A 15,138-nucleotide genomic window follows, 5' to 3' on the forward strand; every position below is an offset into this window, starting at 1 on the left:
ACCTATCGTGAACGATCTCGCCGCCCTCGCAGGGGCCACCATCGCGTTCGATCTGGACGGGACGTTGGTCGAATCGGCCCCCGATCTCATCGGAGCGGTCAACGCCGTGCTGATTGCGCACGGCTATCAGCCCTTGGCTTATGAACGGGGCCGGTCCTACGTCAGCCGGGGGGCGCGCTGGCTGTTACAGCTTGGCCTGGAAAGCGCCGGCGAACCGGAGCCCGCCGCGCGCACGGCTGCGCTGTTCGGCGGCTTCATTGCCTATTACAGCGACCATATCGCGGACGAAACGCGACCGTTCCCCGGCGTCATCGATGCGCTCAAGACCCTTCGGACCGCGGGCGCGGCCTTGGTCGTCTGCACCAACAAACCCACGGACCTCTCGCGCAACCTGCTGACCAAGCTTGGCATGGCGGGTCTTTTCGACGGCGTGGCCGGCATCGACGCCGTGTCTGCGGCCAAGCCCAATCCCGCCCATCTGATCGAGGCGGTGCAGGCCGTGGGCGGCGACCTCGCGCGCACCGTCATGGTGGGCGACGCCGACACCGACGCAGGCGCCGCCCGCAGCGCGGGAACCCCGCTGATCCTGGTGGACTTCGGATACAGCGAGATCCCCGCCGCGGCGCTGGCGCCAGACGTGCTGCTGCATCACTTCGACGACCTGCCGGCCGCCTGCGCCCGCCTGGCAGGGACACCATGACGGAAGCCCGTCTTGCATTGAGGAGATGACATGATCGTCGAAGTCTTCCAGCGCGCCGATGGCAAGTGGGGCTTTCGGGGCATTGCGCTGCTGGGTGTCCAGGAGGATCCGGGCGCCTATCCCACCCGCGAGGACGCGGCCGCGGCGGCGCGCGTCGCCTATCCGGGCGAGTCGATCTCGCAGGTCGATGCGTCCATCGACACGCCGCCGCAGCCGCACTCGGATTGAGCCGGGCGCGCTGCGTGTCGGCCGGCGGGCCGCCGGGCCGCCGGAAGCTACCGGCGGTCGCGCGCCCAGCCCAGCCGGCGCGCGCCCAGCATGATGCCGGTGGCGGAAAGGGCCAGGCCGCCCAGGCTCAGCAGGATGAGCGCCAGGTCCCGGCCCACGCCAGCGTCCAGCAGGGCGGGGAGGTCCCAGCTGTGCAGAAAGTAAAAGAGCCAGCGCCCGACCCGCTGCGCGCGTGAGAGGCTGAGGACCGGTTCGCCCGTGCGCAGGTCCACATAGACGCGATCCGCCGCCGCCGTGTCGAAGTCCAGCCGTAGTACGGGCAGTCCGCGCGGCGCGCCGCCATTCATCGCTTCGGCGTGGCGGGCGTAGTAATAGGCGTCGTAGCTGTCCAGCACTTGCGCGTGGACCGGCGCGTCCGGAAACAGCGCGCGCGCCGCGTTGCGCACGGGCTCCGGTTGCCAGGACGATTGCACCGCGAGCCCGGCCGCGCCCTGCCTGACGATGCGGCTGTCGGCGCTGGCGTCGCGCGCCACCACGTAGGGTTCACCCGCCAGCCAGCGCCACTCCAGTTCAACGGCCAGAAAGCCCGCGCGGCGCAGTGCCTGCAGCACTGGCTGCGGGTCGGCGAGGGAGGCGTCGTGTTCCGGGCCCGCCATGGCGGGGCGATCGGGGCCGGGGCCGGACCCGGAGAAAATCCCGCCCGGATTCATCGACATCAGCCCGCTGAAGATCCACGTGCACACGAAGGCGCTGAAGAGCAGGCCGGCGATGTGGTGCCAGCGCATCCAGGCCTCGCGGTAGGGCGTGCGCGCGCCCGATTTGTAGCGCCCGCGAAAGCGCCAGCGCCACACCCCGACGACCGCGCCGCTGGCCGCCAGCACCGTGCAGAGGCCGGACAGGCCGATCACCATCCAGCTCCAGACCGGATCGACGGAGCGGTCCCTCGCCATGTACAGCCAGTGCAGCCATGCGCCCGCGTAGTTCCAGCGCTGCTGCGCCAGCGGCGCGTCCAGCACGACCTGGCCGGTGGCCGAGGACACGTACAGGACGCCGGCCGGTTCCCCGTCCATGCGGACCTTGTGCAGCGGGCGATGGCGGTCCAGGCCGCGCGAATGGGTCCAACGGTCTTCCTCGACCAGGCCCTCATAGCGCGGTTCGCCGGCAGGCCAGAAGCGCCCGGCCTCGGCGACGGCCATCTGCGCCGTCACCGCGCCGTGGGGCTGGCCCGTGCGCGCGGACCAGGCGCGCGGCCCGTCGGGCGTCGACACCACATAGCTGAACTCGCCGCGCACCGACGTCAGGACGCGTGGGCCCGCCACGTCCGGCGCCGGGTAGGCGTCAGCGGCCAGGACGGGAAGGCGGGCGTAGCGTTCGGCAGGCGTCAGCTTCGGGTAGCCGACGTACAGCATGACGATGCCGCTTAGAAACCACGCAAGCATCAGCACGCAGCCTGCCACGCCCAGCCAGCGATGGACCAGGTAGGTCAGCCTGCGGGCCCGTGCCTTGAGGTCCATGGTCCGGCCCGCCTTCAGAAGCGATGGTTCAGGGTCAGCTCGAAGCGGCGGCTGGGCCCGTACAGCCACTGCGTGTTGGTGTAGTAGGCGGTCGTGTAGTAGGCGCGGTCGAAGACGTTAAAGCCCCGGGCCGTGATGGCGGTGTCCTTGTTCACGTCCCAGCGCAGCGCCAGATCGGTCGTCGTGTAGGACGGCAGTTCCAGCGTATTGGCGCTGTCGGCGTACCGCTTGCCCACATAGCGCAGGCCGCCCATGGCGGTCCAGCCCGGCTGGAAATTCCAGGTCAGCCACAGGTTGGCCAGGCGCTGCGGCACATTGGGCGGGACATTGCCCGCGCGCGACACGGCGGCGCCGCCGACCGATTCGGAGAAGTCGTCGTACTTGGCCCGCAGCATGGTGGCATTGGCCTCGATCGTCCAGCCGGGCGCGAACGCCAGCGACAGCGACGCTTCCAGGCCCCGCGACGATTGCTCGCCCACCTGCACGCGCAGGCTGGGGTCGTCGGCATCGCGCGACAGCAGATTGGTCTTGCGGATCTGATAGGCCGCGAGCGTCCATTCGCCACGGTTGTCCAGGAAATTCTGCTTGAGGCCGACCTCGATCTGCTTGCCCCGCGACATGTCGAACTCGGCATTGGCCGGGCTGATCATCAGCAGGCCGCTGACCGGATCGGCGGCCTCGGCGTACTGCGCGTACACGGCAAGATCCGGCGTAATGTCGTACACCGTGCCGATGCGCCAGCCGACGTCGGAATAGGTCTGGGACAGCGCGCGTTGATCGGTGATCAGGTCATCGCGCGTGACCTTCGCATGGTCGTACCGCAAGCCGCCGATGACGGACCACTTGCTGGTCAACGCCAGGCGATCCTCCATGAAGAGGGCGAACTGGTCCGCCTTGTTCTGGTAGCGCGGGATGAACGGGACGTCGCTCTGGTATTTGCCGTGATCCGGGTCATAGGGGTCCACGGGGCCGGAGCTGCCGGTGTAGGTGTTGTTGGTGTGCTTGAAGGTGGCGTGGTTGACGTCAAAGCCCACCGACACCGTGTTGTCCAGGCCGGCCAGCCTGCCCTTGAACACGGCGCTGGTGGTCAGGCCGGTCTGCGTCTGGTCATGCGTGATCTGGGTGTTGTCGGACCGGTCGATCAGGCTGGTTGCGGGGTTGTAGACGTAGCGCTCGGCATTGCGCCAGTCGCGGTCGCTCTGCACGTGGTAGAGGCGGGTGCGCACCGTGGTGGCGTCGTTCGGCGTCCAGACCGTGTCCAGTTGCGTCCACTGATCCCGGAACCGCATGAAGCCGTCGTCGACGTTGTAGTTCTGCTTGCGCAGCGCCTCGTCCTGCTCGCCGTTGATCATTGGCGTGCCGAAATACCGCATCGGGCGCTGATAGCCATACGCGTAGCTCAGTGTCATGTTCAGGTCCGGCGTCGCGTCCCAGCGCAGCGCGCCCGAGAACGTGGCGTCGCCCGATTGACCGTTGTCCACCCAGCCGTCCGTGTAATTGCCGCTCACGTCCAGGCGATACGACAGCGTATCGCTCAGCGCGCCGCCGCTGCCCAGTCCAAGCCGGGCCGTGTCCTGCGTGCCTATCGTGGCCTGGATCTCGTTCTGGATGGGCCCGCGCGTCGGCCGCTTGGGGATCACGTTGACGACGCCGCCGATGGCGCCGTCGCCATAGATCACCGACGCCGGTCCGCGCAGGACCTCGATGCGCTCCACCGACCACGTGTCGAACGGAAACGTCAGGCCGACGCCACCATATTGGCGCAGCCCGTCGTACAGCCGCATGACCGAGGTGCTGTCCGTGAAGCCGCGCACCGACAGGGCGCTGTTGCCGTTGCCCGGATGGGGCATGGCCGAGAAGCCGGGGGCGCGGGTGATCGCTTCGATCACGCTGGCGTCGCCGCGCGCCGTGATCTGGTCCCGTGAAATGATGTCGACGCTGGCGGGCGTCTGCATGGGCGTGAGCCCCAGGTTGGAGCCGGTGGATGCCTCGGTGGTCAGCGCCGTTTCGGCGCCTCCCATCACGGTGATGGGGGCGAGTGTTGCGGGAGCGGTTTGCGCGGCGGCATTGAATGCGGCCAGGACCAGGGACGTGCCCAGGCACGCGTGCGTACGAACGATGGCCAAAATGACCCCTCTTCTTCAGTGTCTTCGACTGGATCTGCCGCCGGCGTGAATGCCGGCGGGCAATGCGGACGCGAAGAGGGGGACATCACGCGGGCGGCGCCAATGTACTGGCGACGTATCGAGGCATGTTCCGGACGTATCCCTCCCTTCGCTGCCGAGCGCGGCGCAAAGCGCGCGGGCGCGGCAAATCAGGAAGACAGGGAAGGCGGGGCGCGTGGCCCGAGGGGCGGGCCCAGCGCGGGAAGCGGCGGCGCGGCGCGATGGACGGCGGATGCAGGCGCTGCGTAGGCGGCCTGGGCCGAGAGCACGGGCGCCAGACCGGTCTCGGGCAATATCGCATGCGCGGCGAGGGCGCCGAAGACGCAGGCATCGCTCGCGGCATGCTTGGAATCGGGCTGCGACGGCAGATCGAACGTCACATTGAGCGCGACGCCCGCGTCGCACAGCGTCAGCATCAGCGAGGTCGTCGACCGCCCCGCCATGAAGCCGTCCGGGATGAAAGCGCGCAGCACGAACGCGGCCATTGCCAGACAGACGAGCAAACGCCAGGGCAGGCCGCGGGGCTTGATCGCAGAGTCCCGGTCGGTACGCATGGGCGGGATTCTATTACAGAATCTGACGCATTCTCTACGAATCGCAACACGTGCGGCGATCTGTCGCAGGACCTTTACTATCGATCTTGCGGCGCGCCACCGGCGGCCTGCACAGGAGTTCGCCAGCATGATTGATCCTTCCCACGACCGTCCCTCGGATGACGTGCACCCCGATGCGGCGGGCGCCTATCCCCCAGCGCCATGGCACCTGCGCGGCCATGCGCTCATCAGCGCGTGGCGCGTTCCTTTGGCCGATATGCCGCGCCAGCGGGCGCCCGGCGACGCGCGCGTGGTCACCCTGGGACGCCATGCCATCTGCGCCACGGTCTGGACTGCCTATGAACCGGGCGGCACGCTGGCCTACAACGAACTGCTCTTTGCCACGGCCGTGCGCCACGCGGGTTTGCTGGCGCCCGCCTGCACTGTCGGCCCGATCTGGGTGGACGACGATGCCGCCGCCGCCGGAGGCCGGGAGTTGTGGGGCATTCCCAAGCGGATGGGCCGGTTCGAGCCGCTGCGCGCGGAAGGGGCTTCCGGCGTCCCCGGCGAGTTCGGCGCTTCCGGCAATGTCGGCACCGGCACGGCCGCGTGCCGCACGGATGAAGGGCAGTTCGTGGCCAGCCTGCAGTTTCACCCGGGGTTGCGCGTGGCCGTTCCGCTGCGCCTTGCGGTGTGGACGGTTCAGGACGGTCACGCGGGCCCCCTGCGCACCCGCTGCACCCTGCGGGGCAGGGCGCGTTTCGGGTCGGCGCGCTGGCGCGTGGCCGAAGACGGTCCGCTCGGTTTCCTGGCCGCACGCCAGCCGCTGGCCAGCGTGTGGCTGCAGGACATGTCCGTGTCGTTCGGGGTCTAGGGGCGGAGCGGGCGCCCGCCGACCCAGCCCCGCGCCGCTACGCGCGGCGGTCGAACACCATGCACGTCGTGGTGCCGTGTGCGTACAGCTTGCCGTTTTCGTCCTCCACCCGGGCCTGCGCCGTGGCGATCTGTCTGCCGCTGTGTATCAGCGTGGCGGCGGCGCGCAGCGGGCCGCTGGACGGCGTTGCCGGCCGCACGATGTTGACGCTCAGTTCGACGGTCGTGTAGGTGCGGCCTTCCGGCAGCGCGCTCTGGATCGAACACCCCAGCGCCGAATCGAGCAGCGTGGAGAACCAGCCGCCATGGATGGTGCCGAAGGGGTTGCAGTGGCGTAGCTCCGGGATCCCCATGAACACGACCCAGCCCGAATCCGCCTCCACCAACGTCATGTTCATGGTGTCGTTCATCGGCGGGTAGGGCAGCTCGCCGGCCATCATGGCGTGCAGGATCTGCAGCCCCGTCATGCCGCCGATCTGTTCCGCGCTGGCGATAGCGGGCTTGCCCCCGCCGGCAAGGAGCCGCTCGCGCGCTGCCTCGTATTGCGTCAACCAGCAGGCCTGTCGATTGCTGTACATGCGAACCCCTTGAACGTGAAGCCCGCGGCGCGGCGACGGACCGCCGCGCTGCGGGCTTGATGGATAGACCCTGGATCAGCCGGGAACGGCCTCGGGTCTGGCGGCGCCCTGCGCGGAGGCCGGGCGGATCTTGAACCAGATGGCGTACATCGCCGGCAGGAAGACCAGCGTCAGGATCGTGCCGGCGAACGTGCCGCCGATCAGCGTGTAGGCCAGCGTTCCCCAAAACACGGAATGCGTCAATGGGATGAAAGCCAGAATCGCGGCCATCGCCGTCAGGATGACCGGCCGCGCCCGCTGGACCGTCGCCTCCACGACCGCGTCGAACGGAGCCAGGCCGTCGTGCTCGTTCTGGTGGATCTGGCCGATCAGTATCAGCGTGTTGCGCATCAGGATGCCGGACAGCGCGATCAGGCCGACCAGCGCATTGATGCCGAACGGTTGCTGAAAGAGCAGCAATGTCGGCACCACGCCGATCAGGCCAAGGGGACTGGTGGCGAACACCATCACCATGGCCGCAATCGAGCGCACCTGCAGGATGATGATGAGCAGGGTGGCGGCGATCATGATGGGAAAGAGCGGCAACATGGCGGTGCTTGCCTTGCCGGCCTCCTCGATGGAGCCGGCCTGTTCGATGCGATAGCCCGCGGGCAGGGCATCGATGACCGGCTGCAACTGCTTCAGGACGGCCGTGGACACATCCGGCGGCTGCAGCCCTTCGGCGATGTCGCCGCGCACCGTGATCGTCGGTATGCGGTCCCGGCGCCGCAGGATCGGGTCTTCCATGCGCACCTCGACCGTGCCGACCTGCGACAGCGGCACGCGCTGGCCGGCCGCGCCCGCCAGCGTCAACCCGGCGATCCTGGCCGGATCCAGGCGCACGTCGCCAGCGGCCCGGCCGACCACTTCCACCGAGCGGATGTCCTCGCGCACGTTGGTGAGGGGCGCGCCGCTGAGCAGGAACTGCAATTGCTGCGCCACCGAACTGGACGTCAGGCCCACTGCCTGGAGCCGGTCCTGGTCCAGCGTGAAATGCAGGGCCGGGACGCGCGGACCCCAATCCGTGTTGACGGTACGCATCATCGGGTCGGCCTGCATGATGGACTGCACGCGCGCGGCGATCGTGCGCAGCGTGTCGGGATCGGGTCCCATCACGCGGTAAGCCACGGGAAACGGTGAAGGCGGTCCGAACACGATCTGGGTAACGCGGACCTGCGCCTGCGGCGCCAGGCCGTCGGCGATGGCCTGGCGCAGCCGGAACTTGAGCGCTTCGCGCTCCTTGTCATTGCTCGTCAGGACCACGATCTTGGCGAACGAGGGGTCGGGCAGTTCGGGCGCCATGGCCAGGAAGAACCGCGGCGCGCCCTGGCCGACGTAGGCCGTCACGATCCGGGCCTCAGGCTGGCCGGCGAGCCAGGTTTCGACCTGGGCGGCGGCCTGGCTGGTCTGTTCGATCGACGTGCCATACGGCATCTGGACTTCAACCAGCACTTCGGGCCGGTCCGACGTGGGAAAGAACTGCTTGTTGACCATGCCCAAGCCGACGACCGCAAGCGCGAACGCGCCGATGACGGTGCCCGCCACCAGCCACTTTCGGCCGATGACATGACGCAGCAGGCGCCGGAAGCGGTTGTAGTTGCGCGTGTCGTAGATGGCGTGGTGTCCGCCTTCGATCTTCTTGATGTCCGGCAGCATCTTCACGCCCAGGTAGGGGGTGAACACCACCGCCACCACCCAGGATGCGATTAGGGAGATGCCCACGATCCAGAACATGTTGCTGGTGTATTCACCGGCGGTGGAGCGCGCGAAGCCGTTCGGCATGAATCCCACCGCCGTGACCAGCGTGCCCGACAGCATGGGCGCCGCGGTGTGGCTCCACGCATACGCCGACGCGGCGATGCGGCTGTAGCCTTCCTCCATCTTGACCACCATCATTTCGATGGCAATGATGGCGTCGTCCACCAGCAGGCCCAGCGCCAGGATCAGCGAGCCCAGGGTGATGCGGTCGAAGTTCTTGCCGGAGGCCGCCATGACCACGAAGACCGCCGCCAGGGTCAGCGGCACCGCGGCCGCGACCACCAGGCCCACGCGCCACCCCATGCTGATAAAGCACACCAGCATCACGACCAGCAATGCGACGAAGAACTTGACCATGAACTCGTCGACGGCGGCGCTGATGTTGACGGCCTGGTCGGTGACCTTGGTCAGGCTCATGCCCAGGGGCAGCGCCTGGTTGATGCTGGCGACTTCCTTTTCGAGCGCGCGGCCCAGATCCAGCCCGTTCCATTCATCGCGCATGACGACGCCCAGCAGCAACGCCGGCTCGCCGTTGTTGCGCACCAGAAAGGTCGCCGGATCTTCGTAACCCCGTTCCACCGTGGCCACGTCCGACAGTTTCAGCGTGCGGCCCCGCGCCACGATGGGCGTCTGGCGGATCTTGTCGAGGTTGTCGAACGCGCCGTCAACCCGCAGAAACACCCGCGGCCCGTCGGTGTCGATGGACCCGGCGGGCGTGAGCAGGTTCTGGCCGTTGAGCGCGGCAAAGATGTCCTGCGGATCGACGCCGAGCGTGGCCAGGCGGTCATGCGAAAAGGACACGAAGATGCGCTCGGGCTGCTCGCCGATGATGTTGACCTTCTTGACGCCCGGCACGTGCAGCAGTTGCTGGCGCAGCGCCTCCGCGTCGCGCACCAGCAGGCGCTGGGGCTCGCCCTTGGCCTTGAGCGCATACAGGGCGAATGTCACGTCCGCGTATTCGTCGTTGACCAGCGGCCCGATGACGCCGGGAGGCAACTGCTTGGCTTCGTCCGAGAGCTTCTTGCGCGCCTGGTAGAACTCTTCCTGCACTTGCCCTGGCGGCGCGCTGTCTTGCAGGGTGACCATGGTGAACGCCAGGCCCGGCCGCGTATAGGTTTCGGTCCGGTCGTACCACCGCAGTTCCTGCAGCCGCTTTTCCAGCGGATCGGCCACCTGATCCTGCATTTCCTGCGCCGTCGCGCCGGGCCATGCCGTGACGACGGTCATCTGCTTGATGGTGAAGGGCGGGTCTTCGGCCCGGCCCAGCTGGAAGAACGCGAGTATGCCGGCGACAGAGATGAGGAAGATCAGGAACAGTGTGATCGAACGCTCGCGCACAGCGAGCGCGGACAGGTTGAAGTGGCCCTCGCTCATTGATGCGCTCCCGCTGCGGCGACCGCATTCTGGTCGCCGACGCGCACGGGCTGGCCTTCATGCAGCAGATGCGCGCCCAGGGACACGATGCGCTCGCCCGGCTTGAGGTCGCCGCCGACGCGCGCCGCGTCGTCGCTCAGGCTGATCACCTGCACGGACCGCCGCGCCACGTGGGCCGGGCTGCCGTCCACGACCCAGACGCCGGGGCCGGCGCCGGCATCGAACAAGGCGCCGATCGGCACCTGTACCGACGGGGCGCCATCGGACGATTCGGGAATGTCGATCGTGATGGTGGCGCCCAGCGGCGCGCGCGCCAACTCGCCCGACAGCACATACCTGGCCTCGAACGTGCGCGTGACGCGGTCGGCGGCATCGGAAAGCTGCCGCAGCGTGGCGGGCGCGGGCGTCTGGTGGTCGCCGTACAGCCGCGCGCGGGCCGACGACCCCACAGCGGGCCGCAGCGTTTCGGGCAAGTGCACGATGGCTTCGCGCTGGCCCGCTCGCGCCAGCCGCGCCACGGTTTGCCCGGCGCTGACCACCTGTCCCGGTTCGGCCAGCGTCTCCACGACGACGCCATCGGCGTCGGCCAACAGCACGGCATAGCTCGATGCATTCTTCGCGACGTTGGCCTGGGCTTCGGCGGCCTGCAGGTCGGCGCGCGCGGTATCGGCGGCCGCCTTGATCTGCGCATAGGCCGACGCCGACACCGCGCCTTCCGCCACCAGGCCGCGATAGCGCGCTTCGTCATCGGCGGTCTGCTTGGCTCGCGCGCGAGCCGCCGCGACGGCCTCGCGCTGCGCCCGGGCCTGCAGCCCCAGGTCTTCCGGGTCCAGCCGCATGAGCGGCTGGCCTCGCGTCACGGTCTGCCCAGTGTCGACCAACCGTTCCAACACCTTGCCCGACACGCGGAATCCCAGATCGCTCTGGACGCGTGCCGCCACCACGCCGGAGAAGGACCGCGCCGAGGCGGATGCGTCTTGCGCCACGCCGACGCGCACGAGCGGGGGATCGACTCGGGGATCCCGAGGGGGGCTATCGCCGCATGCCGCGAGGGCGAAAGGCAACAGGCAGAGGGCAAACGGAGCAAGCTGACGCCGAAGCATGGGAAACCATCCTCACAAAGAAGGCTCCCATTCTAAACGTGTGACTAAAACAGTCAATGGTCACAATGATATTTTGCGCCAAATTTTTGTGGCACACCGGTTGCGCGCACCGGATTGCCACATTCGCTCATGGTGCCAGACTGCGCAGAATCAGGCCCGACAACTGGATCGTCGCCTGCTCGGCGTTGTCCAGGTTGTGCTGCAGGAGCAGGGGATTCAGGTAGGGCCGCAAGACCAGGTAGATGGCGTCCACGGTTTCGTCGAGCGGCGTCTTGCGCTCGAAGTCGCCGGCCTCGCGGCCTTCACGCACGATCTTGAGGATGAGGTCCTTGACGTGCGCCTCATAGGCCCGCGCGGACGGCCACGACTCGCTGGCCGAGGTCCGCGCGATGTCGTACAGCTTGCTGTCCTGGAAGAAGAGCTGGCTGCCGGCCTCCACAAGGGCCTTGAAGATGCGGCGCAGCCTTTCCGGGGCCGAATGCGCGTCCGCCACGGCGGCGTCCAAGGCCACCGTGATCATGTTCAGCCGGTTCGCGCAGATCACCTCGCCGATGGCCTGCTTGGAATCGAAGAACTTGTAGATGTAGGCCTTGGAAAAGCCGATCGCCTTGGCCAGATCGGACACGGTGGTCTTGTCGTAGCCGTAAAGGCCAAAGTATTCGGTCGCGGCGTCGACGATCTGGTCTCGGACCTCGTGATCGGACGGGCCGCGCGCATGGGGGTCGGGGGATGTTGCTTTGCTCATCCCGGGAGCTTAACCCGCGGACATTGTGTTGACAACAAGTGACCAAACGGTATTATAGTCACCCATCAATCCATTGCTGCTCCCCATTTCAGCCCGTCTTGAAGGATTCCCATGTTCGCCCGTCGTTTTCTTGTTTTGCTATGCGCCAGTGTGACGACCGGGTGCGCGGTAGGGCCTGACTACCGCAAGCCGGAAGCCCCGCTGCCCAGCCATTACACGCAGACCCCGGCCGCGCAGGCCGGGGCCGCGGCCAGCCAGGACCTGACGGCCTGGTGGCGCCAGTTCGACGATCCGATGCTGGCGCGTTTCGTGTCGAAGGCGATCGCGCAGAACCTGGATCTGGCGCAGGCCACGGCGCGCGTCGCGCAGGCCCGGGCCGGGCTGGGCGCGGCCAACGCGGCGTTGCTGCCGTCAGCCCAGGTCCGCGGCCAGGCCGCGCGTGCGTATCAGTCGGTCGAGACGCCGTTGGGACAAGTGCTCAACGCCACGCCGGGATACGACCGGTGGGGGAACGACTACGAGGCGAACCTGGAGGCGAGCTGGGAAGTGGACCTCTTCGGCGGCCTGCGGCGCGGCCGCGAGGCTGCCATTGCGGACCTCCAGGCCGCGGACGCGGCGGCCATGGCGACGCAGCTTGCCGTCGCCGCGCAAACCGCGGACACCTACATCGTCATCCGCAGCCTGCAGGCGCGTCTGGAGATCGCGCGGCGGCAGGTCAGGACGCAACAGGATCTCGTCGCAAAAGTGGGGCTGCTCCACGAGAGAGGGCTGGCGGCCAGATACCAGGTGCAGCAGGCCGACGGCGCGCTGTCGCAGGTCCAGGCCACGGTCCCGGTCTTGCAGGCGGGCCTGGATGCGGCCATGAACGCCCTGGACGTGATGCTCGGCGAGCCCCCCGGCACCCATCGTTCGGAACTGGAAGTTTCCGCGCCCATCCCCGCGACGCCGCGCATTGCGGACATGGGATCGCCCGCCGATCTGCTGCAGCGCCGCCCGGACCTGATCGCGGCCGAACGCCGGCTGGCCGCGGCCAATGCAAGAATCGGCGTCGCCATCGCCGAGTACTACCCCAAGTTCTCGTTGAGCGGCCTGCTGGGCAGCGCGACGACCGTATCCAGCGGCAATCTGTTTTCCAGCGGCGCCAGCCAGTCCGCGGGCGTGCTCGGCCTGCGCTGGCGTCTCTTTGACTTCGGCCGCATCAACGCGCAGATCGACCTGGCCAAGGGGCAAGAGGCGCAGGCCCTGGCCGCGTACCGGCTGGCGGTGCTTCATGCGACGGAGGACGTCGAGAACGCGTTCTCCGCGCTGCTCCGGCGCGCGGAACAGACCGCGGCGCTGACGCGGGGCGAAGATTCCCTGACGCGCGCCCGCGCATCGTCGTTTGCCGCCTATGAGCGCGGCGCCGCCAGCCTGATCGACGTGCTGTATGCGGATGCGTCGCTGCTGCAGGCGTCGGACGACCGGGCATTGGCCCAGGGCGAGTCGGCGCGCGCGGCCGTGGCGGCGTACAAGGCGCTGGGCGGTGGGTGGCAGCCGGGTGTGCCCGCCCAGCCGGCCCAGCACGCCCCGCCCGCCGAGCCTGCGCAGGTCGCGCGGCGCTGATGCCTGGGATGCCGGTCGCCCTTGCGCGACAGGAATGCGGCTTGCTGCGCGACCCGTCACGGGCGCGTGCTTGGGCCCGCATTCCACGAGGCGATCCCAGTGACTCAACTCATCGAAAACCGGTATGCCCTGACCGTGCGGCCCATGCCCGCGGTCTTCCTGGCGGGGATGTTTCCGCTGTATCTCGGCGCCGCGCTGGCGGATGCGGCGTATGCGCAGACCTTTCACATCCAGTGGAATAATTTCGCGTCCTGGCTGCTGGTCGGCGGTCTGGTGTTCGGCGCCGTCGCCCTGTTGTTCGCCCTGATCGATGTCTTCAGGCCGACGCAGCGCGCGCGGGGCATCGTGCCGTATGCGCTGGTGCTGCTGGCCGCATGGCTGGTTGGCGTCCTCAACGCGCTCATGCATGCCCGCGACGCCTGGGCAAGCATGCCCGCCGGCCTGATCCTGTCCGTGGCGGCGACATTGCTGGCGTTCGTGGCCGTCTGCCTGGGATTTCGCACGCCGCACATCAGGGGACCGCTATGAAGAAGCTTCGCTTGCTTGCCGGGATCCCGCTGCTGGCGGCGGCCGGGGTATGCAGCGGCCAGTCCGGGACCGCGCAGGTCGGCCCGACGCCCGAACTGCCGCCGCCCGAACGGGGCCTGCTGCCCGACATGGTGATCGCCAAGCCCGCCCAGTGGGGCGACAAGGCGCCTACCGTCCCCGAGGGATACAGGATTTCGGCCATCGCCACCGATCTGAAAATCCCGCGCCAGACGCTGGTGCTGCCCAACGGCGACATCCTGGTTGCCGAAGGCCGCGGCGGCAGCGCCCCGGACCTCAAGCCCAAGGATGTGATCGCGGGCATCATCAAGGCCCGCGGCACCAGCCCGGTCAAGGGCGGCAACCGCCTGACGCTGCTGCGCGATGCCGAAGGCGACGGCACCTACGAGGCCTCCACGTTCGCCGAGAATCTCAATGCGCCGTACGGGCTGGCGCTGGTCGGGAACCATCTCTACGTCGCCAACCAGGACGCGCTGGTGCGGTTCGACTACCAGCCCGGTCAAACCAAGGCCAGCGGCCCGCCAGTCACGGTTACCCCGTTGCCCGCGCAGATCAACCATCACTGGACCAAGGCCCTGACCGCCAGCGCCGACGGGCAGTATCTGTACGTCGGCATCGGTTCCAACAGCAACATCACCGAGCGCGGCATGACGGCGGAAGTCGATCGCGCCCGCATCTGGCGCGTCAACGCCGCCACGGGCGAATACAAGGCGTACGCCACGGGCCTGCGCAATCCCACCGCGCTCACCATCCAGCCCGACACCGGCCAATTGTGGGCGGTGGTCAACGAGCGCGACGAGCTCGGTCCGGACCTCGTGCCCGACTACCTCACGTCGGTCAAGGAAGGCGCGTTCTACGGCTGGCCTTACAGCTACTGGGGCAAGAACGTGGACGATCGCGTCCGGCCGCAAGACCCCGAGAAGGTCGCCTCGGCCATCGCGCCCGACTACAGCCTGGGCTCGCACGTCGCGGCGCTGGGCGTGGATTTTTCGAACGCCGCGATGGGGGACCGGTACGCCAACGGCGTCTTCGTCGGCGAGCACGGCAGCTGGAACCGCAGCGATCCAGTCGGCTACAAGGTGGTGTTCGTGCCCTTCACCGATGGCCGACCGTCCGGACCGCCCGTGGACTTTGTGGCGGGCTTTCGCGACAGCGACGGCACCACGCGCGGCCGCCCGGTGGGCGTGACGGTCGATCCGAAAGGCGCGCTCATCGTGGCCGACGATCTGTCCAACACGATCTGGCGCGTCACGCCGGCGCCGTCCGCGCCGCCACCCAAGCCCGTCGCCGCGGCGCGACCTTGAATTCCATTCCGGCACGGCAACACGGCCGGCGGGCCGGCGCGGCACTAGACCGGTCGGCGGCGCCAGGGCAGGGCGG

General features: G+C 68.4%; 13 protein-coding genes. 6 read left to right on the forward strand and 7 right to left on the reverse strand.

Annotated elements, in window-relative coordinates:
* Positions 1 to 7: 7 nt before the first annotated feature.
* On the forward strand, positions 8 to 700 hold the full coding sequence (locus ACZ50Q_RS13555; RefSeq protein WP_464081857.1) for an HAD-IA family hydrolase: 693 nt from the start codon (positions 8 to 10) through the stop codon (positions 698 to 700).
* A gap of 30 nt (positions 701 to 730) precedes the next feature.
* Positions 731 to 928: a hypothetical protein gene (locus ACZ50Q_RS13560; RefSeq protein WP_092578249.1), complete on the forward strand. Its 198-nt coding sequence runs from the start codon at positions 731 to 733 to the stop codon at positions 926 to 928.
* 47 nt (positions 929 to 975) lie between these two features.
* Here ACZ50Q_RS13560 and ACZ50Q_RS13565 read toward each other — a convergent pair whose 3' ends face one another.
* From ACZ50Q_RS13565 to ACZ50Q_RS13575, 3 genes are all read right to left on the reverse strand, one after another.
* A complete protein-coding gene (locus ACZ50Q_RS13565; RefSeq protein ID WP_464081858.1) occupies positions 976 to 2,442 on the reverse strand; it encodes a PepSY-associated TM helix domain-containing protein in 1,467 nt (488 codons plus the stop codon).
* 14 nt (positions 2,443 to 2,456) lie between these two features.
* Positions 2,457 to 4,568 (reverse strand): TonB-dependent receptor, encoded by a 2,112-nt coding sequence (locus ACZ50Q_RS13570; protein WP_092578245.1) that lies wholly within the window; start codon positions 4,566 to 4,568, stop codon positions 2,457 to 2,459.
* 188 nt (positions 4,569 to 4,756) lie between these two features.
* Positions 4,757 to 5,161, reverse strand: a complete 405-nt coding sequence (locus tag ACZ50Q_RS13575; RefSeq protein WP_464081859.1) for a DUF2946 family protein — start codon at positions 5,159 to 5,161, stop codon at positions 4,757 to 4,759.
* Between the two features lie 127 nt (positions 5,162 to 5,288).
* On the opposite strand from ACZ50Q_RS13575, the gene ACZ50Q_RS13580 reads away from it, so the two are divergent.
* Positions 5,289 to 6,014: an acetoacetate decarboxylase family protein gene (locus tag ACZ50Q_RS13580; RefSeq protein ID WP_464081860.1), complete on the forward strand. Its 726-nt coding sequence runs from the start codon at positions 5,289 to 5,291 to the stop codon at positions 6,012 to 6,014.
* A 37-nt stretch (positions 6,015 to 6,051) separates the two neighbouring features.
* Here ACZ50Q_RS13580 and ACZ50Q_RS13585 read toward each other — a convergent pair whose 3' ends face one another.
* From ACZ50Q_RS13585 to ACZ50Q_RS13600, 4 genes are all read right to left on the reverse strand, one after another.
* Positions 6,052 to 6,591, reverse strand: a complete 540-nt coding sequence (locus tag ACZ50Q_RS13585) for a PaaI family thioesterase (protein WP_464081861.1) — start codon at positions 6,589 to 6,591, stop codon at positions 6,052 to 6,054.
* Between the two features lie 75 nt (positions 6,592 to 6,666).
* Positions 6,667 to 9,762 carry an efflux RND transporter permease subunit gene (locus ACZ50Q_RS13590; RefSeq protein WP_464081862.1) on the reverse strand — a complete coding sequence of 1,032 codons (3,096 nt, stop codon included), beginning with the start codon at positions 9,760 to 9,762 and terminating at the stop codon, positions 6,667 to 6,669.
* Positions 9,759 to 10,865: an efflux RND transporter periplasmic adaptor subunit gene (locus ACZ50Q_RS13595; protein ID WP_464081863.1), complete on the reverse strand. Its 1,107-nt coding sequence runs from the start codon at positions 10,863 to 10,865 to the stop codon at positions 9,759 to 9,761. The genes ACZ50Q_RS13590 and ACZ50Q_RS13595 overlap by 4 nt, the downstream gene beginning before the upstream one ends.
* Positions 10,866 to 10,992: 127 nt before the next feature.
* A complete protein-coding gene (locus ACZ50Q_RS13600; RefSeq protein WP_464081864.1) occupies positions 10,993 to 11,610 on the reverse strand; it encodes a TetR/AcrR family transcriptional regulator in 618 nt (205 codons plus the stop codon).
* Between the two features lie 111 nt (positions 11,611 to 11,721).
* Between ACZ50Q_RS13600 and ACZ50Q_RS13605 the strand changes: the two genes are divergently transcribed.
* The 3 genes from ACZ50Q_RS13605 to ACZ50Q_RS13615 all read left to right on the forward strand — a co-directional run bounded on the left by ACZ50Q_RS13605 (position 11,722) and on the right by ACZ50Q_RS13615 (position 15,062).
* Positions 11,722 to 13,212 (forward strand): efflux transporter outer membrane subunit, encoded by a 1,491-nt coding sequence (locus tag ACZ50Q_RS13605; RefSeq protein ID WP_464081865.1) that lies wholly within the window; start codon positions 11,722 to 11,724, stop codon positions 13,210 to 13,212.
* A 99-nt stretch (positions 13,213 to 13,311) separates the two neighbouring features.
* The gene (locus ACZ50Q_RS13610; protein WP_083714317.1) at positions 13,312 to 13,740 is read left to right on the forward strand and encodes a DUF2231 domain-containing protein; all 429 of its coding nucleotides are present in this window, start codon (positions 13,312 to 13,314) and stop codon (positions 13,738 to 13,740) included.
* Positions 13,737 to 15,062: a PQQ-dependent sugar dehydrogenase gene (locus ACZ50Q_RS13615; protein ID WP_464081866.1), complete on the forward strand. Its 1,326-nt coding sequence runs from the start codon at positions 13,737 to 13,739 to the stop codon at positions 15,060 to 15,062. Before ACZ50Q_RS13610 ends, ACZ50Q_RS13615 begins: the two co-directional genes overlap by 4 nt.
* Positions 15,063 to 15,138 lie beyond the last annotated feature (76 nt).

This window comes from Achromobacter sp. T5-5, from assembly GCF_055397965.1.